Source organism: Gluconacetobacter tumulicola (assembly GCF_014174215.1).
Lineage (GTDB): Bacteria > Pseudomonadota > Alphaproteobacteria > Acetobacterales > Acetobacteraceae > Gluconacetobacter > Gluconacetobacter tumulicola.
In genome coordinates, this window is record NZ_JABEQL010000004.1 from 115157 (window position 1) to 135797 (window position 20641).

The following is a 20641-nucleotide window of genomic DNA, read 5'->3' on the forward strand; positions in this document are numbered from 1 at the left end:
TTCAAAAAAGAACGAAGACTATTTCGTCCCCATCAGCAGCACGCCCGGTGCCTGTCGGATCTCATGCACCGCGTCGTGCAGCGCGGCGCCGCCGGCCGCGATATCGCGCCGCGTGGCTTCCAGATCGGTCTTCAGCGCATCGTCGGGCGTGTGCAGGTCGGAGCGGACCTGCCGGGCGGCTGCCATGCCTGCCTTGCTGTCGCGGGTGAGGGCCCGGATGTCCGCGCCGCGATCATGAATCTGCTGGTGGGCTGTGGCTCGGGCCCGCGCGATTGTGGTGCGGGTGGCGTGCCAGTCGTTTTCAGTCTTTTGCCGGGCAGTCTTCGCCGTGGCCGAGGCCGTTCGGAGGGCTGATGCGGTGGCCGTCAGGCTGGCGCGGACGGGCGGCAGGCTGGCATCCAGATTCTGCGCTATTTTTTGGCTTTCCTGCACGGCCTGTCGCCATTCCGCCGCCATTTTGTGGATCGGCAGGGTGGTCAGGGTCCGGCGCAGGATCGCCAGCCGGGATTCGTGGGCCGGGATTTCCACCAGGTCCGACAGGCCGGGATGCGGCGGCGGGACGGGGCCGGGGACGATATCCAGATCGATACCGATGCGCCCGGTGACCAGGCTGGCGGTATGGAGTTCGGCCTGCAATCCGTCGCGCACCAGCCGGGCCAGGATCCGGCGGGGCGACGAGGCGTCCGCGCCGGCCGTCATATGAATCCGTTTGGGCTGGATGCGGATGATGACGGGGATCAGCGCGCGGCCCTGCTGTGGCTCGGCGTCGAGGGCGACCTGCTCGACCCGGCCCAGCATCACGCCGCGAAATGTGACGACCGCGCCGGCGCGCAGGCCGCCGACCGGATGGTCGAACACGATCATGGCCCGTTCGGTGCGTGCCAGCAGGCCGAACTGGCCGAACGAGCCCAGGAAGGCGCAGCCCAGCGCGATCCCGCCAGCGACGAAGAGCAGGATGGCCGCCCATCGGGCTGCCTGACCCGGATGCATGCTCATCGGCCGCGGGGACGAAGAAGAGTGATCATCGGCTTTTATTCGGGCCTCCCCCGCCTCATGAGAAAGCAGGCATCGCACAATCCGGCATTGCTCCTCATTCAGGGCTCGTCTACACGCACGCCTCTTCCAGGATTCTGATCAAGAAGGTTTTGCCCCATGCGACGCAAGCGCGGACGTCCGATCGATGGCTGGCTGGTCATCGACAAGCCGACGGGGATGACATCGACCGATGTCGTCAACCGGGTGAAGCGTCTGTTCGACGCCGCCAAGGCGGGGCATGGCGGCACGCTGGACCCGCTGGCGACCGGGCTGCTGCCCATCGCCTTCGGCGCGGCCACCAAGACGGTGCCCTACATCATGGACGGGACCAAGCGCTACCAGTTCACCCTGCGCCTGGGCGAGGCAAGGGACACGGACGATGCCGACGGCGCGGTGACCGAGACCTCGCCGGTTCGTCCCTCGGACGATGATTTCCGCCGCGCGTTGCCAGCCTTTCGGGGCGATATCATGCAGGTGCCGCCCGTCTATTCCGCGATCAAGGTGGCGGGCGAACGGGCCTATGACATGGCGCGCGACGGTCGGCCGCCCGAGCTGCCGCCCCGGCCGGCGCGGATCGACCGGTTCGAACTGGTGGCGCGGCCTGATGAGGACACCGCGATTTTCGAGGTGGAATCCGGCAAGGGCGTCTATATGCGCTCGCTCGCGCGCGACATTGCCAGGGCCTGCGGCACGGTCGGCCATGTGGCCGCCCTGCGCCGCCTGCGGGTCGGCCCTTTTGCCGAGGAAGACGCGATTCCACTGGACAAACTGGCGCCAAACGACGACAACGCGCCTGCCTCACCGGATCTTCTTCTTCCGGTCGCGACCGCGCTGGCCGACATCCCGGCGCTGGCCTTGACCCACGAGGAAGCAGAGTCCCTTTCGCACGGGCAGGCGATCAGCCTGCTGGGCCTGATGGGACGCATTCCGGACGCCGCCGATCCCGAGCAGGGGATCGTCCGGGGGATGGACGGGGGGCGCGTGATCGGGCTTTGCCGGCTGGAAGATGGCTGGCTGCGCCCGGACCGCATGCTTTAACCGAATCTGAATGTGGAGAACCCGATGTCGATTACTGCTGAACGCCGCACGGCGCTGATTGGCGAATACCAGACCGCCGCCCAGGATACCGGCTCGCCGGAAGTCCAGGTCGCCCTGCTGACCGAGCGGATCACGAACCTGACCGAGCACCTGAAGACCCACGCGAAGGATTTCCATTCGCGTCGCGGCCTGCTGGTGATGGTCGGCAAGCGCCGCGGCCTGCTGGACTATCTGAAACGCAAGGACGAGGCCCGCTACCAGACCGTGATCGGCCGCCTGGGCCTGCGCCGCTGAGATGATTCGCGATCCGGTCCGCTGCCGCGCAGTGCGTGGCAACGGACCGGATCGCGTTGGTGCGTTCCGCCGACGGGATGGCGTGGCCACCCCGTTGTCGCGGGGCCGCCATGCCCGATGCCCAATCGTGGGCCGGGTTACACGCTGCCGCCATGTCGGTGGAGACATCCGGACCGGGTCGCAGCGTTTCAGGCCACATGGTGTTCTGGCGGGCCACCGTCATCGCTCCATGCCGTCCGAGACGCTGTCCTTCATCCCCTTGTCCGGACCCCTCCCATCCGTCCGGGGCGGCTTTCGGACAGGGAGTGTCTGAATGTTCAATTACTACCGCAAAGAGATCGAGTGGGGCGGCCGCACGCTGGTGCTGGAGACGGGCAAGATCGCCCGCCAGGCCGATGGCGCCGTGGTCGTGACCTATGGCGACACGGTCGTGCTCTGCACCGCCGTTGGCGCCCGCAGCGTCAAGCCGGGCCAGGATTTCTTCCCGCTGACGGTCAACTACCAGGAAAAGGCCTATGCGGCCGGCAAGATCCCAGGCGGCTTCTTCAAGCGTGAAGGGCGCCCGTCGGAGATCGAGGTCCTGAATTCGCGCCTGATCGACCGCCCGATCCGTCCGCTGTTCCCGGAATCCTTCCGCAACGAGGTTCAGGTCGTCGCGACCGTGCTGAGCCACGATCTGGAGAACGACCCGTCGATCGTGGCCCTGATCGGCTGCTCGGCGGCGCTGACGCTGTCGGGCATTCCGTTCTTCGGCCCGGTCGCGGCCTGCCGCGTCGGCTACGAGAACGGCGCCTATGTGCTGAACCCGACCCTGGCGGAGCTGAAGACCAGCGCGCTGGACCTGGTGGTCGCCGGCACGTCGGAAGGCGTGCTGATGGTCGAGTCCGAGGCGGGCGAGCTGAGCGAAGAGGTGATGCTGGGCGCCGTGACCTTCGGTCATGAATCGTTCCAGCCGGTCATCGACTCCATCATTGCGCTGGCCGAGCATGCCGCGAAGGCGCCGTGGGACCTGGCCGAGCCGTCGGCCGAGGAACTGGCGCTGCGCAAGCGGGTCGACGAGCTGGGCCGCGCGTCCATCGCCGAGGCCTATCAGGAGCGCGTGAAGCAGGCGCGTTACAAGAAGGTCGGCGCGGCGAAGGATGCCGTGCTGGCGGCGCTGACGGAAGAAGGCCTGGACGCGAATGCGGCCAAGCCGGTCCTGAAGGACCTGGAAGCCGACGTGGTGCGCAGCGCGGTGCTCGATACCGGCCTGCGCATCGATGGCCGCGACCTGAAGACGGTCCGCCCGATCGTGTCGGAAGTCGGCATCCTGCCGCGTGCCCATGGCTCGGCCCTGTTCACCCGTGGCGAGACCCAGGCCCTGGTGGTCGCCACCCTGGGCACCGCCCAGGACGAGCAGGTGATCGACGCGCTGGAAGGCGAATACCGCACCAACTTCATGCTGCACTACAACTTCCCCCCCTACTCGGTGGGTGAATGCGGCCGCATGGGGTCGCCCGGCCGCCGCGAGATCGGGCATGGCAAGCTGGCCTGGCGCGCGGTCCATCCGCTGCTGCCCGGCAAGGACACCTTCCCGTACACCATGCGCGTGGTGTCCGAGATCACCGAGAGCAACGGTTCGTCCTCGATGGCGACCGTGTGCGGCACCTCGCTGGCGCTGATGGATGCCGGCGTGCCGCTGAAGCGGCCGGTGGCGGGCATCGCCATGGGCCTGATCAAGGAAGATCGCGGCTTCGCCGTGCTGTCCGACATCCTGGGTGACGAAGATCACCTCGGCGACATGGACTTCAAGGTGGCGGGCACCGAGCAGGGCGTCACCGCGCTGCAGATGGACATCAAGATCACGTCCATCACGCCCGAGATCATGAAGATCGCCCTGGGCCAGGCGCGCGACGGCCGCCTGCACATCCTGGGCGAGATGTCCAAGGCCCTGACCGAGGGGCGCAGCGACGTGTCCTCGACGGCGCCGAAGATCACCACCATCACCGTGCCCAAGGAAAAGATCCGCGATGTGATCGGTCAGGGCGGTAAAGTGATCCGTGAGATCGTTGAATATTCGGGTGCCAAGATCGACATCAACGATGACGGCACGATCATGATCGCGGCGTCGGCCGAAGAGCAGGCCACCAAGGCCATCGAGCGCATCCGCGGCATCGTGGCCGAGCCCGAGATCGGCGCGATCTATACCGGCAAGGTGGTCAAGACCGCCGATTTCGGTGCGTTCGTGAACTTTCTGGGCGCGCGCGACGGTCTGGTCCATATTTCGGAACTGTCGCAGGGCCGGGTTGCCAAGACCACCGACGTCGTCAACCAGGGCGACGTGGTCAAGGTGAAGGTCCTGGGCTTCGACGATCGCGGCAAGGTCAAGCTGTCGATGCGCGTCGTCGATCAGGAGACCGGCGCCGACATCACTGAGAATGTCGGAGCCAAGCCCGCTCGGCCGCCGGCGCGCTGAAGCCGGTCGGCGGTGGGGCAGCCTGCCTCCACCGCCGCGGCCCCGCGGGGTGCGGGGCACGTATGGACGAGACGCCGGTCCGTCGGGACCGCGCGAGGACGATAGGGTAGTGATGAAGGCGATCAATGCGATCCGCATGGGCGGGGTGGATGTCCTGCCGCTGATCGAAGGTGGAAAGGGCGTGTCGGTTTCGACCGGCATATCGTCCGGACATTGGGCGGCGGCGGGTGGCGCCGGCACGGTGTCGATCGTCAATGCCGATTCCTATGACGCCGAGGGACGACGCGTCCCGCAGGTCTATCATGGCCGCAACCGGCGCGAACGGCAGCAGGAACTGATTGCCTATGCCATCAATGGCGGCATCGCGCAGGCGAAGATCGCGCATGATCTGGCCGGTGGGCGCGGACGTATCCACGCCAATATCCTGTGGGAGATGGGCGGCGCCGAGGAAGTCATTACCGGGGTGCTGGAAGGCGCGCCGGGGCTGATCCATGGCCTGACCTGCGGCGCGGGCATGCCCTATCGCCTGTCGGAGATCGCGGCGCGGTTCGGCATCCATTATTATCCCATCGTCTCGTCCGCCCGGGCGTTCAGCGCCCTGTGGAAGCGGTCGTTCCACAAGAACCCCGACGGGCTGGGCGGGGTGGTGTACGAAGACCCCTGGCGGGCCGGCGGGCATAATGGCCTGTCGAATACCGAGAATCCGCTCAACCCCGAGGACCCGTTCCCCCGCGTGCTGGCGCTGCGCCAGGCGATGCGCGGTTTCGGCCTGCACGAGACGCCGATCATCATGGCCGGCGGCGTGTGGTGCCTGGAGGAATGGGAAGACTGGATCGACAATCCCGAACTCGGGCCGATCGCCTTCCAGTTCGGCACCCGGCCGCTGCTGACGCAGGAAAGCCCGATCCCCGACGCGTGGAAGCGCAGGCTGCTGACCCTGAAGAAGGGCGATGTCTTCCTGAACCGCTTCTCGCCGACCGGATTCTATTCCTCGGCGGTGAACAATCCGTTCCTGCTGGAACTCCAGGCGCGGTCCGAGCGCCAAGTTGCTTATTCCACCGAACCGGTGGGCGAGCATACGGCGTCCTATGGCGTGGGTGCGCGTGGCCGGCTGGTCTTCATGACCGAAGCCGACCGCGCGCATGTCCTTCTGTGGGAGCGCGAGGGCTATACCGAGGCCATGCGCACCCCGGATTCCACCCTGATCTTCGTCGCGCCCGAGAAGGCGCGGGAGATCCTGGCCGACCAGGTGGCGTGCATGGGCTGCCTGTCGGAATGCCGCTTCTCGAACTGGAGCCAGCGGGGGCCGGACTATTCCAATGGTCACAAGGCCGATCCGCGCTCGTTCTGCATCCAGAAGACGCTTCAGTCCATCGCCCATGCCGGCTCCGAGGGCGCCGACGAAGTGATGGACAATAACCTGATGTTCGGCGGCACGAATGCGTGGCGCTTCGGCACCGACCCGTTCTACGCCAACGGGTTCGTGCCGACGGTCGGCCAACTGGTCGATCGCATCCTGACCGGACGCTGACACGGCGCATTGCTGGAATGGTTGGAACGGGCCCCGATGGGGCTCGTTCGCGTTTACGGGCGGAAAAAGGCGATATCGTACGACCGCGGACCCTGCGTGCGCCGTCTTCAGCCTGCTGAGGGCGCTTTCCTTTCATCGTCGCCGGCTTTCCGCGGTGCCAGGAAGACCGTTCGGTCGGCGCCGTCCAGAACCGGGATATAGCCGGCCGCGTCCAGCGCCTCGGTGATCGGGTCGTGGCCGCCATGGGCGATCGCTTCGGCCTGGCGATGAGTGGCGGGATCGATTTCCACCCTCGCGAAACCATGCCCACGGACGATGTCCATAAAGGGGTAGAGCGTGTGTGTGGTCAGCAGGGCCTGGGTCAGATTGAAGAAATCGACCGTCTCCTCCTTGCCTGCCCAGTAGCAGAGGGCCAGCGTCTCGCATGCCGCTGAGCCGGGTGTGGCATGCAGATCGTCGATCGCCATCTGCCAATGTGCTGACCTGACGGGCAAGGCGCGCAGGTCGCGGAATTCATGTGTCACCTGGATCGGAGCCAGGGCCAGCAGCGGCAGGATGGACAGGCATGTCGGCAGGACCGCACCGTATGGCCGACCACCCAGCGCGCTTGTCGCGCGCGACACGGCCAGCCCCGCCGCGAGGCAGGCCGCGATCAGGGTTTCAAAATGGGCATTGGAATTTACGCCGTCGCCCATGCGCTGCAACAGGCCCGTGGCCAGCGCCAGGGCCAGGAACAGAGTGACGAAGGCCCGCATGCGCCGGGTCGCAGCATCGGGTGGCGGTCCGGCCCAGAGCAGGCCGGCCGCCAGCAGAAGGCCCAGCAATTCGATCAGTTTGCGGAGGCCGTCGGTTACTCCGGCCGCTGCCATCGTGCGGGCGTGATGCAGCAGGTCGGTCAGGAAAGACGGGCCGTACAGCAGCGTTGTCAGGCCGAAACCCGCCAGCAGGCCCAGTGCCCCGACCCCGCACCAGATGGCCAGCGCGCGCCGGTCGTACCACGCCAGCCAGACTGTCACGGCCAGTGGCAGCGCGACCAGATTGTGTTTGACGAAACCTCCGGCGACGACCAGCAGGGCCGCCGCCGCGACCCGGCCGGGGCGGAATCTGTCCGCTCCCGCCGGGAGCAGGGTGGCCAGACCGGCCAGCATGACGGCGTGCGCCAGCCATTGCGGATCGTCCATTGCGACGTAGCCATGGAAGGATGTGGCGGCATAAAGGGCCATCAGCAGACCGGCCAGCATCGCGGCCGCAGGCGTGCCGCCCATGCGCCGTACGCAGCCTGTCACCAGCCCCGCGCTGGCCAGCAGGGCGAGCAGCGCGACCAGCCGTCCGGCCACGATCACGTCGCCTTCCAGCCGGCCCGCCAGCCCCAGCAGCGGAAAGGACAAGGGTGGATAATTGTTGAAGAGCATCGCGCCCGGCGGCGGGTAGAGCGGCCGGGTTGGATCGCCCGCCACGGCGCGGGCTGCCAGATAGGCGTTCCAGCCTTCGTTGGGGTTCAGCGGGATGTGGTGGGGCAGTGTCATGATCGGGCCGGCCAGCAGCACGGCCAGCAGCGCCAGCAGACTGGGGTTTGGGTTCCGTGAGAAAAAGAGCCAAAACCCCTTCATTCGTTCAGGGATATTTTTCATGCCGTAAGAAACACTGACGAACGAACGTCTTTGGCTTTTATTCCTTCGGAAAAAGAAGCCCTCGCGGATACGCGCGGATCAGGGCGTTTCCTGGCCATGGTCTTTAGCCGGGATCGGGCAGACAAGCCGCCTGGAAGGCGGCGAAGGCACGGGCACGATGGCTGATGGCGTTTTTCTCGACCTCCGGCATCTCGGCGAAGGTTCGGGTTTCGCCTTCCGGCGTGAAGATCGGGTCGTAGCCATGGCCGTGGGCGCCACGGGGCGGCCAGGCGATCTGCCCGTCGATCCGGCCTTCGAACATGCGGATGGTGCCGTCGGGCCAGGCCAGGCACAGGACGGAGATGAACCAGGCCGATCGGTCCTCGTCCGTGCCGATGCCTTCATGGATGCGGGCCATGGCGCCGGGGAAATCCTTGTCGGGGCCGGCCCAGCGGGCGGAATAGATCCCCGGCGCGCCACCCAGGGCGGCAACGCACAGGCCGGAATCGTCGGCCAGTGCCGGCAGGCCGCTGGCCTGCGCCGCCGCCACGGCCTTCAGCGCCGCGTTGCCGGTAAAGCTGTCGGCGGTTTCCTCGGGCTCGGGCAGGCCAAGCTGGCCGGCCGAGACGATGGTGATGCCATACCCGTTCAGCAGGGCGTCGAATTCGGCCAGCTTTCCCTTGTTGTGGCTGGCCAGGACCAGCCGTTCGCCACCGGTCAGGCGGCGTGCCTCCGCCCCGCTCACGACGCGTCGCTCCGCGCGCCCAGTGCAGCGTCCACCGCCGCGCGCTGGGCGGCGAACAGATGCTGCGTGCCGTCCTGCGCCAGACGCAGCAGGGCCTCGAACTGCGCCTGCGAGAAGGGGGCCTGCTCGGCCGTGCCCTGGATCTCGACGATGCCGCCGGCCTCGGTCAGGACGAAATTGGCGTCGGCGGCGGCCGCGCTGTCCTCGTCGTAATCAAGGTCCAGCACTGCCCCGGCCCCGGTCAGGCCGCAGGAGATCGCGGCGACCTGCGCCGTCAGCGGCACGCGGGCCAGGACGCGGTTGCGCACCAGCTTTTCCAGCGCCAGCCGCAGGGCGACCCAGGCGCCGGTGATCGAGGCGCAGCGGGTGCCGCCATCGGCATTCAGCACGTCGCAATCGACGGTGATCGAGATTTCGCCCAGCGCGCTGAGGTCGGTCACGGCGCGCAGCGAGCGGCCGATCAGGCGCTGGATTTCCTGCGTGCGGCCCGACTGCTTGCCCTTTGCGGCCTCGCGCGCGCCGCGCGTGTGGGTGGCGCGGGGCAGCATGCCGTATTCCGCCGTCACCCAGCCCTTGCCCTGGCCGCGCAGGAAGGGCGGCACGCGCGGTTCGACACTGGCGGCGCACAGCACCTCGGTCCCGCCCATGCGGATCAGGGCCGATCCCTCGGCGTGGCGGGCAAAGCCCGTTTCGATGGAGACGGGGCGCAGCGCGTCGGGGGCGCGGCCCGAGGGGCGGGTGGTCATGGGCAAATGATACTCCGCATCGACAGGCAGGGTATTCCGGGGCGGGCCGCCGAAAAGGCGGGCATAGCCCGAGCCGGGGGATAAAGGCCAGCCCGACGCTTGTCATCGCCTGCCGGCGCCTCCAGATTCCGTTGCAGCGGTTGCCCGCGCGCCACCTGTTCAGGGGGCATCGAAACTTTGGCGGCGACCTCGTATAATGCTCAATACGGCCGGTATTTCCGGCTGCGAACGTGGAGGCTTCAAGCAGGATGAATCCCGGCACGCTGTCTTCCCGTCCGGCCCTGCCGCCGGGGCTGGATGCCCGTTCGGCGGCGATCCTGCGCGAGATCGTCGAACAATATGTCGAAACCGGCGAGCCGGTCGGCTCGCGCACCCTGTCGCGGCGCCTGCCGCTGCCGCTCTCGCCCGCCACCATCCGCAATGTGATGGCGGACCTGACCGAGGCCGGTCTGCTGTTCTCGCCCCACGCGTCGGCGGGCCGGCTGCCGACGGAAAAGGGGGTGCGGCTGTTCGTCGATGGCCTGCTGCAATTCGGCAGCCTGAGCGAGGATGAGCGCGAGACCATCACCAACTCGCTGGAGATGCGCGGGCGCTCGTTGCAGGACACGCTGGCCGAGGCGTCGTCGATGCTGTCGGGCCTGTCCTCGGCCGCCGGGCTGGTGCTGGCGCCCAAGGGCGACGGGGCGGTGAAGCATATCGAATTCGTGGCCCTGGGCCCCCGGCGCGCCCTGGTGATCCTGGTGGGCGCGGACGGGCAGGTGGAAAACCGGGTGATCGAGATCCCGATCGGCCTGCCGCCCTCGGCGCTGGTCGAGGCGGGGAACTACCTCAACGCCCAGCTGGCGGGCCGTTCGCTGGAGGATCTGCGCGCGCATGTCAGCGCGGATATGAGTGCCAATCGCAGCGAGCTGCACCATCTGACGGCCGAGATCGTGGCCAGCGGGCTGGCGACGTGGAGCGATGTGGACCGTGGCGGCACGCTGTTCGTGCGCGGCCAGGCGCGCCTGCTGGCCGACGTGACGGAGATCGAGCGCCTGTCCACCATTCAGATGCTGTTCGAGCGGCTGGAAACGCAGGAGACGATGCTGCGCCTGCTGGAACTGGCCCAGGAATCGGACGGCGTACGGATCTTCATCGGGGCCGAAAGTGGCCTGTTCGGCCTGTCCGGCACCTCGGTGGTGGTGGCGCCGGCGCGGACCGAGAGCAATCGCATCGTAGGCGCGATCGGCGTGATCGGCCCCACGCGGCTCAATTACGGGCGTATCATACCGGTGGTGGACTACACGGCGCGGGTTATCGGCAGAATGCTCGGCTGAATCTCCGCCCGGACACGCGCGCTGGTGGCGATCCGGCGCGGGCGTGAAAGGCCGGACGGCCTTGGTGCCGCCATCTTCCTGCCCTAGCTACCGGGACGGTGCGTTCGTTTCCGCCCGGCGCGCATGTTCGAGGAGAGCCTTAATGCCCCGTCCCGATGCACGCCAGGCCGGCACGTTCCTGATCGGTGGCGACCTGCCGGTCGCGCGCCTGGGGTTCGGCGCCATGCGCATTACCGGGCGCGGAATCTGGGGCGACCCGCCCGACCGCGGTCATGCGCTGGAAACCCTGCGCCGCGCGGTGGCCTGCGGGGTTACCCTGATCGACACCGCCGACGCCTACGGCCCTTATGTCAGCGAGGATCTGATCCGCGCTGCCCTGCACCCTTATGCCGGGCTGCATATCGCGACCAAGGGCGGCCACACCCGCCATGGACCGGACATCTGGCGCCCGGTGGGCAATCCGAACTATCTGCGCCAGTGCGTGCTGATGAGCATGCGCCGCCTGGGCGTGGAGCGGGTCGACCTGTGGCAGTTGCATCGCGTGGGGCCGGACTGCCCGCCGGAGGTGCAGTTCGAGGTCATCGCCGCGATGCGCGCGGAAGGGCTGATCCGTCATGTCGGCCTGTCCGAAGTGTCGGTGGAGATGATCGAGCGGGCCCAGCGCTTCTTCCCGGTCGTGACGGTGCAGAACCGCTATAATCTGGTCAATCGCGCGTCCGAGGACGTGCTGGATTATTGCGCCGCGCGCGGGATCGGCTTCATTCCCTGGGCGCCGCTGGCGGCGGGCTCGCTGGCGCGGGAAGGCGGTGTGCTGGATCGGACGGCGCGCGCGCTGGGGGCTACGCCGGGACAGGTGGCGCTGGCCTGGCTGCTGCGCCGCGCCCCGGTGATGCTGCCGATCCCCGGCACCGGCAGCCCCGCGCATGTCGAAGAGAATGTGGCCGCCGCCGGACTGGTGCTGGACGATGCGACCTTCACCCGGCTGGAGCAGGAGGGGCGCGTGGAATGGCGCCGTCAGGCGGATGGTTGACGCCCCGCCCGGGGGGCGACGCCGCGGCCCGAGAATGCTAGGAGAGGCGTCCTTGCCCGTCGTGACGGATCTCGTTCCCTTGCCCTTCGCCCATTGGACCCTGGATGATTTTTCGTAACGGATCAGGCCGTGACGGCCGGCTGCTTGTCACCTCGCGCGTTGGGGGCGATGTCGTCGAAGGCGCGGCCCCGGGCCAGCCCCGGCGTGGCTTCGGCCTGACCGGGCCGGGCGGCGGCCCGCGCCGGCCGCGCTTCCGGCTGGTCCGCCGCCTGCTGGGTGGCGGGGCGGCCGTGGTGCTGCTGGTGACGCTGGCTGGCGGGCTGGTGGCCTGGACGAAATATGAGCAGCTGGTGGCCGACCTGCCGACGGTGGACGGGCTGCGCACCTATCAGCCGCCGGTCATGAGCCGCCTCTATTCCGGCGATGACAAGGTGATGGCGGAGCTGGCGGCCGAACGGCGCATCTTCGTGCCTTATTCGGCCATTCCGGCCCGGGTGAAGAATGCCGTCATCGCGGCCGAGGACCAGAAATTCTATACCCATGGCGGCGTCGACCCGTTCGCGATCATCCGCGCGGGGCTGAGCGACCTGACCGTGCATAGGGGCCACCGCCCGATGGGGGCCTCGACGATCACCCAGCAGGTGGCGCGCATCATGCTGCTGGGATCGAAGCAGACCCTGTCGCTGGAACGCAAGGCAAGGGAAGCCCTGCTGGCGATCCGGATCGAGCAGACGCTGCCCAAGGAGAAGATCCTCGAGATCTACCTGAACGAAATCTATCTCGGCGCGGGTGCCTATGGCGTGGGGGCTGCGGCCCAGACCTATTTCAACAAGCCGCTGGACCAGGTGGACGATGCCGAGGCCGCGTTCCTGGGCGCGCTGCCGAAATCGCCCACCAACTACAACCCCTATCGCTTCCCTGACGCCGCCAAGGGAAGGCGCGACTGGGTGCTGCAACGCATGGCCGAGACCGGCGCCATTTCCGATAGCGATGCCCGCGCCGCGCAGAATGAGCCGCTGGTGCCGCAATCCTTTACACGCCCGGGCCCGGTCCCCGGTTCGGAATGGTTCGGCGAGGAAGTCCGCCGCCAGCTGATCGAGCGGTACGGGCAGGACACCACCATGCAGGGTGGCCTTCTGGTCCATACCAGCATGGACCCGCAGCTGCAGCAGATCGCCACCGCGGCGGTGCGTGACGGGCTGATGGCCTATGACCATGATCATGGCGGCTGGCGCGGGCCGGTGGGGCATCTGGACGGTGTGGCGAACGCCGGCCAGTGGGTCCCCGCCCTGGCTGGTACGGCGCGGCTGCCCGGCATGCTGGACCCCTGGCGCCTTGGGGTCCTGCTGTCGCCGTCGACGGGCGAGATCGGCTGGCTGGAAGGGCCGGCGGCGCGTGCCGAACCGCGCACCGGCCGGTTGCTGGCGCGCGACATGGCCTGGATGCGCCGCATGCGGGCCCCGCATGCGGGTGACCTGCTGATGGTCGAGCCGCAGGCCGAGGGCGGCGGGGTCGCGCTGCGCCAGGTGCCGAAGGTCGAAGGCGCGCTGGTGACGATGGACGTGCGGACGGGCCGGGTGCTGGCGATGGTGGGCGGTTGGTCGTTCGGCCAGTCGCAGTTCAACCGCGCCACCCAGGCGCTGCGCCAGCCCGGATCGTCCTTCAAGCCGTTCGTCTATCTGACGGCGATGGAGCAGGGGATTTCGCCGTCGCAGAAATTCGACGATTCCCCAGTCTCGTACGGCACATGGCACCCGAACAATTACGAGAAGGATTTCTGGGGCCCCACCACCCTGCATGACGCGCTGCGGGAATCGCGCAATCTGGTGACCATTCGCCTGGCGGCCCATATCGGCATGAAATCGGTGGCGAACATGGCCATGTCGCTGCAACTGGTCGATGCCATGCCCCATGTCCTGCCCGCCGCCCTGGGCGCGGTGGAGACGACCGTGCTGCGTGAGGCCGGGGCCTATGCCACCATCGCGGCGGGCGGACGGCTGGTGACGCCGACCCTGATCGACAATGTGCAGGACCGCGACGGCCATGTGCTGTGGCAGCCGCCGGGCCTGGGCTTGCAGGCGGCGGCCACGCCCGGTCCCGCCACGCCCGCATCTGGCGCCCCCGCGTCTGCCGTTGCGGCGCCGCAATCGGCCTCCGCGAGCGGCCAGACGCCGGCATTGGCACAGGCGGCGATTGTGGCGGCGATGGCCGCGCCGGCCGATGGGCCGGTGCTGGTCGATACGCGGCCGCAGGTGGCCTCGCCGGCCAGCGCGTTCCAGATCGTGACGATGATGCGCGACGTGATCCTGCGCGGCACCGGGACCCGGGCGGGGCAGGGGATCGACCGCCCCATCGCCGGCAAGACGGGCACCAGCCAGAATTTCAACGATGCGTGGTTCGCCGGTTTCTCGCCTGATATCGTGACGATCGTCTGGGTCGGGTTCGACACGCCGCAGACCCTGGGCAAGAACGAGACCGGCGGCACGATCGCCGGCCCGATCTGGAACCGGGTGATGAAGGCGGTACTGGCCGACCGGCCGAAGCTGGATTTCCCCGTTCCGCAGGGGCTGACGCTGACGCGTTACGATACCGGGATGGGCATGGCGATGGATGCCTTCAAGCCCGACCAGGTGCCGGGCATCAGTGCCGACCTGAACGCCACCGCGACCGGCGCGCTGACCGCCGAGGACACCGGCGCCGAGACGATGCCGGATTCCGAGAGCGACATGGCGGCATCGCCCTCCGCCGCGCCGGCAGGCGGCCCCGCGACCGGCCCCGGCGCCGTGCCGGGCCAGCCCGCGCCGTCGGCCGCCGCCCCGGCCGCCGGGGGTGACATCGGCATGGGCGGCCTGTATTGACCCCGTTTGCATTTCCTGTCGGGTAGGCCGCCGGTCGGCTGCCCCTCTTGACCGATGGAGTTCCTGTTCCATGTCCGCCGAGACCGAGGCTCTCAACGACCAGATCAAGCAGTCGGTGGCACTGCTGAGGAGGCATCTTTGACTGGGATGTCGCACTTGGCCGCCTGGCCGAACTGAACAACCGGGCGGAGGACCCGGATCTGTGGAACGATCCGGATGCCGCCCAGAAGCTGATGCGCGAGCGCACCCTCCTGGCCGGGCAGGTCGAGGGGGTGCAGCGGCTGGAAGCCGATGTCCGCGATACGCTGGATCTGGTCGAACTGGCCGAGATGGAAGGCGACGAGGCCGTCCTGAAGGACGCCACGCGGATGCTGCGCGACCTGGCCGACGAGGCCAAGCGCCGCGAGACCGAGAGCCTGCTGTCCGGCGAGGCCGACAGCAATGACTGCTACATGGAAGTCAATGCCGGCGCGGGCGGTACCGAGGCCCAGGACTGGGCCGAGATGCTGCTGCGCATGTACACGCGCTGGGCCGAACAGCATGGCTACAAGGTCACGTTGATGGAAAGCTCGGAGGGCGAGCAGGCGGGGCTGAAATCGGCGACGATCCAGGTGTCCGGCCCCAACGCCTATGGCTGGCTGAAGACCGAGGCCGGCGTGCATCGGCTGGTGCGGATTTCGCCCTTCGACGCCGCCGCGCGGCGGCAGACCTCCTTCGCCTCGGTGTGGGTCTATCCGGTGGTCGATGATTCGATCGAGATCGAGATCAACGAAGCCGACCTGAAGGTCGATACGTTCCGTGCTTCGGGCGCGGGCGGACAGCACGTCAACAAGACGGAATCCGCGATTCGCATCACCCATATTCCCACGGGCATCATCGTGGCCTGCCAGACCGACCGGTCGCAGCACCGCAACCGGGCCACGGCGATGACGATGCTGAAGGCCCGCATGTACGAGCAGGAACTGCAGCGGCGCGAAGCCGCCGCAGCCCAGACCGAGGCGGCAAAGACCGATATCGGCTGGGGGCACCAGATCCGTTCCTACGTGCTGGCGCCCTACCAACTGGTGAAGGACCTGCGGACCAATGTCGAGCGGGGCAATCCCGGCGCCGTGCTGGACGGCGACCTGGACGATTTCATGGCGGCGGCCCTGGCTGCCCGGGTGGGAGCCACCCGGTCCGAGGCCAGCGCCTCCGCGCAGTGATCGCGGGATATCCCCGGCGGCAGGAAAGGGTGGCTTCGGCCGCCCTTTTTTTGGCCGTCTCCATGGTGCGGTTCGGTGCCGCGCGATGGATTCGAACCCGGTCCCGGCCTCCTGCGTTGAGGTTTCGTCAGCGCGGTGAACGAGGCCGCGTGGGGCCGGTCAGCCATTGTGTCGGATTCGCAACGAAATCGGACTCGGCGCGAAAAATGGCAGAAAAACGGGCACGATCTCAAAAATCGCCAGTTTTTGGCCATTTATGACAGGTTGTTAATATGGCCATTTTTTGGGCCACTGATGACAAATTACTCGTTTCAAATTCGATAAATATCTTGCTTGACATCGGATGGGCGCAATAGCCCAATTCGACGGCTTGGCGGCATTTCGATGTCTGTCCGGTCAGGTCGGAACGCAGGGGATGCACGATCCCGATGTAGTCTGTTACGCCCTTTCGCACGTGTGCGTGGTTCGTGCCACGGCATGACCCGGGTTTACCCGGGGTGAGGGTCGGACGCTGCGCAGTGGTCCTGATTTGTTGTGGTTTTGAGTGCCGAAACCGGCGTGGACGAGAGGGTTAAGGAGGTTTCGACATGAACTACGCGGAACAACAACGCAGTCCGACGAAGCATATCATCGGCATAACTGTCGTTGTTCTCCTGCACGTGGTTCTGATCTGGGCGTTGATGAACGGGCTCGGGGCGAAGATCGTCCAGGAGCTGCATCCGCCCATCCAGACCAAGATTATTACGGAGCCAAAGCCGCCGCCGCCGCCGCCACCACCGCCGCCGCCGCCGGTGATGACGCAGCCGCCGCCGCCGTACATTCCGCCGCCGAAGATCCAGATTCAGCCGCCGCCGCAGCAGGTGATCAGGCAGGTGACGCATACACCACCGCCGAAGCCTGTGCCGCCTTCGCCGCCTGTGCCGCCGTCGGCGCAGAACGCGCCGGTCGGGCCGCCGGTTCCGGATCATCTGGCGGGTGCGCGTCCGGTCAACAACGTCAAGCTCGAATATCCCGAGGAAATGCTCGAGGAGAATCGGGAAGGCCGCGTGACCGTGGTGTGCGACGTGGAGCAGGACGGGGCGACCAGCAACTGCGCCGTGACGAGCGTGCAGGGTGGGCAGGCTTTCTCCCAGGCCGCGTTGGATTACGTCCGCCGCGCCCGGTATCAGCCGGCGGTGAAGAATGGCGTGCCCATCAAGGAGTTCCGCCATCCGTATACGATTACCTTCAGGCTCAGCAACGACTGAGGGTCACCTAACGACCGGGGCCGGCCGGATGTAAGTCCGACGGCTCCGGGGTTCCGGTAAACGGGCCATTTACCACAGAGGATTTGGAGTACATGACCAGACTGCACCGTGTTCCTGTCGTTGCCGCGTCGGCCCTGGCTGCCATTCTGAGCGTCTCATCGCCCGTGATCGCGGTGGCTCAGGACGCACAGTCCACCGCTCCGGCCGCCGCTCCCGCTCCTGACGCGTCGGCTCCCGCCGCCACGGCGCCGGCCGCTCCGGCGCCCGATGCATCGGCTCCGGCCGCCGCTCCGGCCGCGCCGACCGATGGTTCGGCCCCTGCCGCTCCGGCCGCCGACGCATCCGCCCCGGCTCCCGTGACGCCGCCGGCGGAAGATGCCGCCCCGGCCAAGCCGGCGGGCAACCCGTATGGCCTGGATGCGCTGTGGCGCAATGGTGACATCATCGCCCGCGGCGTCCTGCTGATCATGGTCGTCATGTCGCTGGGCACGTGGTACATCATGATCACGAAGTTCTTCGAACAGATGCGTATGTTCTCGGCCGCCAAGGAAGCCGCGACGACCTTCTGGACCAAGTCCTCGATCCAGGAAGGCGCCGCCGCGCTGAAGCCGTCCTCGCCGTTCCGCTACATCGCCGATACCGGCATCGTCGCGGCCGAGCACCATGAGGGCACGATGCAGGAATCGATCGACCTGCATACCTGGACCTCGATGTCGATCCAGCGCGCCGTCGATACCATCCAGGCGCGTATGCAGGGTGGCCTGGCCTTCCTCGGCACCGTGGGTTCCACCTCGCCGTTCGTCGGCCTGTTCGGCACCGTCTGGGGTATCTATCACGCCCTGACCGCCATCGGCATCGCCGGCCAGGCGTCGATCGACAAGGTTGCCGGCCCGGTCGGTGAATCGCTGATCATGACCGCGATCGGTCTGGGCACCGCCGTTCCGGCCGTGCTGGGCTACAACCTGCTGGTCCGCCGCAACAAGGGCGCCATGGACAAGGTCCGCAACTTCGCCGCCGACCTGCAGTCGATCCTGCTGGGTGGCTTCCGTCATGGTGTTGCGCCGGAAATCGTGGTTCATCCCGATAGCTCGCCGACCACCACCACCACCTCCAACCGGGTTGCCTGAACATGGCGATGCAAGTCGGAGGCGGCGGCGATGAAGACGAGGTGGTGTCCGCCATCAACACCACTCCACTTGTCGACGTCATGCTGGTGCTGCTGATCATCTTCCTGATCACCATCCCAGTCGCAACACACACGATCAAGGTGACCCTGCCGAAGGACGCCAACCAGCCCACTCAGACCAAGCCCGGCAACGTGGTGCTGGCGGTGACGGAGAACGGGCAGATCTACTGGAATGAAATCGCGATCAAAAGTCGCGCCGACCTTCTGGACAGGCTTGAAAAGGTGGCGGTGATCAAGCCGCAGCCCCAGATCCAGATCCGTGGCGATGCCAAGTCGCGCTACGAATCGGTGGGGCGGGTGATCGCCACCTGTCAGGAAGCCGGGATCTACCACGTCGACTTCATCACCGAGCAGCCGCACTCGGACTGAACGACGGGGAACAAGGGGCCGGCCCGCGCCGGCCCCGGACTTCCGGGAATCTCACATCAGGGCGCCGCGTTCGCCCGTCCGCACCGGTTCAGGGGTGGGCGGCCTGAACGGTCCGGCATCCGCGTTTTTTTAGAGAGTACACCGCCATGGGCATGAGTGTCGGCTCCGAGAGTACCCACGAAGACGAAGGTATGGTCGATATCAACACGACGCCGTTGATCGACGTCATGTTGGTGCTGCTGATCATGCTGATCATTACCATTCCGCTGCAGACCCATTCGGTCGCGCTGGACCTGCCCCAGGGCAACCCGCCGCCCTCGACCGACGTGCCGAAGGTCGTGACGGTCGCAATCGATTTCGACAACAGCATTTCCTGGAATGGCGAACCCATCGGGGACGAGGGATCGCTGCTGGCTCATTTCCAGCAGGCCGCCGCACTGCCCGACCAGCCCGAAATGCATATCCATCCCAATCGTCTGGCCGACTACAAGACGGTGGCGCATGTCCTTGCGGATGCCCAGAGGCTTGGCATTACCAAGCTGGGTATCGTAGGTCAGGATCAGTTCATGGAAGGACAATGAGCTGATGTCATTACGTCTGTTCCGCGCCGGCCTGCTTGCCGGCGTGATCGCCGCCGTTCCGTTTTCCGTCTCGCCGGTCGGGTCCGCCCTGGCGGCCGATGCCCTGAGTGCCAAGGTCGGCAAGCCCTTGCAGCAGGCGCAGGCCGCCCTGGCCGCGCACAGCTACGCCAAGGCGATGGCCGCCGTCGACGCGGCCGAGGCCGTGCCGGGCAAATCGGACTATGAAGAATATACCATCACCCAGATGCGCGCCGCCATCGCGGCGCAGTCGGGCGATGTGGCGGCGGCGACGGCCGCCTATGACAAGCTGATCGCGTCCAGCCGCACTCCCAAGGATGCCAAGCTGCAGATGATGATGGCGGAGGCCACGATGGCCTACACCGCCAAGGACTATCCCCGGGCCGTCGCCGGGACCGAGCAGTATCTGAAAGCCGCCGGCAACAACCCGGCGATGGAAACGCTGCTGATCCAGTCCTATTACCTGCAGCAGGATTACAAGAACGCGGCGCGCGTCCAGCAGGCGCAGATCGATGCCGCGCTCAAGGCCGGCAAGGTGCCCGCCGAGTCCCAACTGCAGCTTCTGGCGGCCTGCCAGACGCAGCTCAAGGACCAGTCGGGGCTGAACCACACCTATGTGACGCTGGTGTCCTATTATCCCAAGCCGGAATATTGGGCGCTGATCCTGCATGGGCTGATCACCAACCCCAAGGTGGCGCCCGGCCTGCAGCTTGATGTCTATCGCATCCGGCTGGCGGCGGGCGTGCTGACGGCGCCGTCCGATTTCATGGACATGACCGAACTGGCCATGCAGGCGGGCCTGCCGCAACTGGCGCTGGACCTGATGAATGCAGGTTACGCCAGCGGTGCCCTGGGCAAGGATGCGGGGGCCGCACGCGAGGCCAAGCTGAAAGCCATGGTCGTGAAGGCGGTGGCCGACAAGAAGGCCACCATCGCGGCGGACGAAGCGGCTGCGGCCAATGCGCCGACGGGCAATGCGCTGCTGACCGTGGGTTACAATTACGTGACCTTCGGCCAGGCGGACAAGGGCCTTGCGGTCATGCAGCAGGGGCTGACGAAGGGGCCGCTGGACCCCAATATCGGCAAGCTGCATTACGGGCTGGCGCAGGCGGCGGCCGGGCATACCGCCGACGCCATCGCGACGCTCAAGACCGTCGCGGGCGAGAATGGCGCCCGGGATATCGCCCAGCTCTGGGTTCTCAAGCTGACCCCGGCAGCCGCCGCCCATCACTGAGCGGTGGCCGGGCATGAACGGCCCGGCATGATGACCCGGCATACGGCGAGGCCGGGCGGATCGTTCCGCCCGGCCTTTGCTGATTGATGGGGTTCTTTTCGCCGATGCCGATTTTGCGGTATCCTTCCGTCATCCCGGCCCGATCC

The 20641-nt window shown here is 67.2% G+C and carries 17 protein-coding genes; 13 read left to right on the forward strand and 4 right to left on the reverse strand.

Annotated features, from left to right (window positions below):
• Positions 1–18: 18 nt before the first annotated feature.
• On the reverse strand, positions 19–996 hold the full coding sequence (locus HLH29_RS04325; RefSeq protein WP_246373779.1) for an MlaD family protein: 978 nt from the start codon (positions 994–996) through the stop codon (positions 19–21).
• A gap of 156 nt (positions 997–1152) precedes the next feature.
• On the opposite strand from HLH29_RS04325, the gene truB reads away from it, so the two are divergent.
• From truB to HLH29_RS04345, 4 genes are all read left to right on the forward strand, one after another.
• Positions 1153–2073 carry a tRNA pseudouridine(55) synthase TruB gene (truB, locus tag HLH29_RS04330; RefSeq protein ID WP_182964780.1) on the forward strand — a complete coding sequence of 307 codons (921 nt, stop codon included), beginning with the start codon at positions 1153–1155 and terminating at the stop codon, positions 2071–2073.
• Between the two features lie 24 nt (positions 2074–2097).
• Positions 2098–2367 carry a 30S ribosomal protein S15 gene (gene rpsO, locus HLH29_RS04335; RefSeq protein ID WP_182964781.1) on the forward strand — a complete coding sequence of 90 codons (270 nt, stop codon included), beginning with the start codon at positions 2098–2100 and terminating at the stop codon, positions 2365–2367.
• A 313-nt stretch (positions 2368–2680) separates the two neighbouring features.
• On the forward strand, positions 2681–4822 hold the full coding sequence (gene pnp, locus HLH29_RS04340) for a polyribonucleotide nucleotidyltransferase (protein ID WP_182964782.1): 2142 nt from the start codon (positions 2681–2683) through the stop codon (positions 4820–4822).
• 112 nt (positions 4823–4934) lie between these two features.
• Complete coding sequence (locus HLH29_RS04345; protein WP_182964783.1) at positions 4935–6353, forward strand: NAD(P)H-dependent flavin oxidoreductase; 1419 nt, start codon at positions 4935–4937, stop codon at positions 6351–6353.
• Positions 6354–6460: 107 nt separating this feature from the next.
• On the opposite strand, the gene HLH29_RS04350 is transcribed toward HLH29_RS04345, so the two are convergent.
• The 3 genes from HLH29_RS04350 to rph all read right to left on the reverse strand — a co-directional run bounded on the left by HLH29_RS04350 (position 6461) and on the right by rph (position 9454).
• Positions 6461–7963: a hypothetical protein gene (locus HLH29_RS04350; protein ID WP_182964784.1), complete on the reverse strand. Its 1503-nt coding sequence runs from the start codon at positions 7961–7963 to the stop codon at positions 6461–6463.
• 124 nt (positions 7964–8087) lie between these two features.
• The gene (gene rdgB, locus HLH29_RS04355) at positions 8088–8708 is read right to left on the reverse strand and encodes an RdgB/HAM1 family non-canonical purine NTP pyrophosphatase (protein ID WP_182964785.1); all 621 of its coding nucleotides are present in this window, start codon (positions 8706–8708) and stop codon (positions 8088–8090) included.
• A complete protein-coding gene (gene rph / locus HLH29_RS04360; RefSeq protein WP_182964786.1) occupies positions 8705–9454 on the reverse strand; it encodes a ribonuclease PH in 750 nt (249 codons plus the stop codon). Before rph ends, rdgB begins: the two co-directional genes overlap by 4 nt.
• Before the next feature lie 248 nt (positions 9455–9702).
• Here rph and hrcA point away from each other — a divergent pair, with 248 nt between their 5' ends.
• The 9 genes from hrcA to HLH29_RS04405 all read left to right on the forward strand — a co-directional run bounded on the left by hrcA (position 9703) and on the right by HLH29_RS04405 (position 20495).
• Entirely contained in the window at positions 9703–10770 is a 1068-nt protein-coding gene (hrcA, locus tag HLH29_RS04365; protein WP_182964787.1) for a heat-inducible transcriptional repressor HrcA, read from the forward strand.
• Positions 10771–10912: 142 nt separating this feature from the next.
• The gene (locus HLH29_RS04370) at positions 10913–11800 is read left to right on the forward strand and encodes an aldo/keto reductase (protein ID WP_182964788.1); all 888 of its coding nucleotides are present in this window, start codon (positions 10913–10915) and stop codon (positions 11798–11800) included.
• Between the two features lie 104 nt (positions 11801–11904).
• Positions 11905–14658 carry a penicillin-binding protein 1A gene (locus HLH29_RS04375; protein WP_182964789.1) on the forward strand — a complete coding sequence of 918 codons (2754 nt, stop codon included), beginning with the start codon at positions 11905–11907 and terminating at the stop codon, positions 14656–14658.
• A gap of 70 nt (positions 14659–14728) precedes the next feature.
• Positions 14729–15860, forward strand: a protein-coding gene (gene prfB / locus HLH29_RS04380; RefSeq protein WP_182964790.1) for a peptide chain release factor 2 whose coding sequence is annotated in 2 segments (ribosomal slippage) — positions 14729–14797 and positions 14799–15860 — 1131 coding nt in all. Because the reading frame shifts where the segments join, the coding sequence is not laid out codon by codon here.
• Positions 15861–16447: 587 nt separating this feature from the next.
• Entirely contained in the window at positions 16448–17107 is a 660-nt protein-coding gene (locus HLH29_RS04385; RefSeq protein WP_182964791.1) for an energy transducer TonB, read from the forward strand.
• A 92-nt stretch (positions 17108–17199) separates the two neighbouring features.
• The gene (locus HLH29_RS04390) at positions 17200–18234 is read left to right on the forward strand and encodes a MotA/TolQ/ExbB proton channel family protein (protein WP_182964792.1); all 1035 of its coding nucleotides are present in this window, start codon (positions 17200–17202) and stop codon (positions 18232–18234) included.
• A gap of 2 nt (positions 18235–18236) precedes the next feature.
• Positions 18237–18662, forward strand: a complete 426-nt coding sequence (locus tag HLH29_RS04395; protein ID WP_182964793.1) for an ExbD/TolR family protein — start codon at positions 18237–18239, stop codon at positions 18660–18662.
• A 146-nt stretch (positions 18663–18808) separates the two neighbouring features.
• Positions 18809–19243 (forward strand): ExbD/TolR family protein, encoded by a 435-nt coding sequence (locus tag HLH29_RS04400; RefSeq protein ID WP_182964794.1) that lies wholly within the window; start codon positions 18809–18811, stop codon positions 19241–19243.
• Between the two features lie 4 nt (positions 19244–19247).
• Complete coding sequence (locus HLH29_RS04405) at positions 19248–20495, forward strand: tetratricopeptide repeat protein (protein WP_246373781.1); 1248 nt, start codon at positions 19248–19250, stop codon at positions 20493–20495.
• Positions 20496–20641 lie beyond the last annotated feature (146 nt).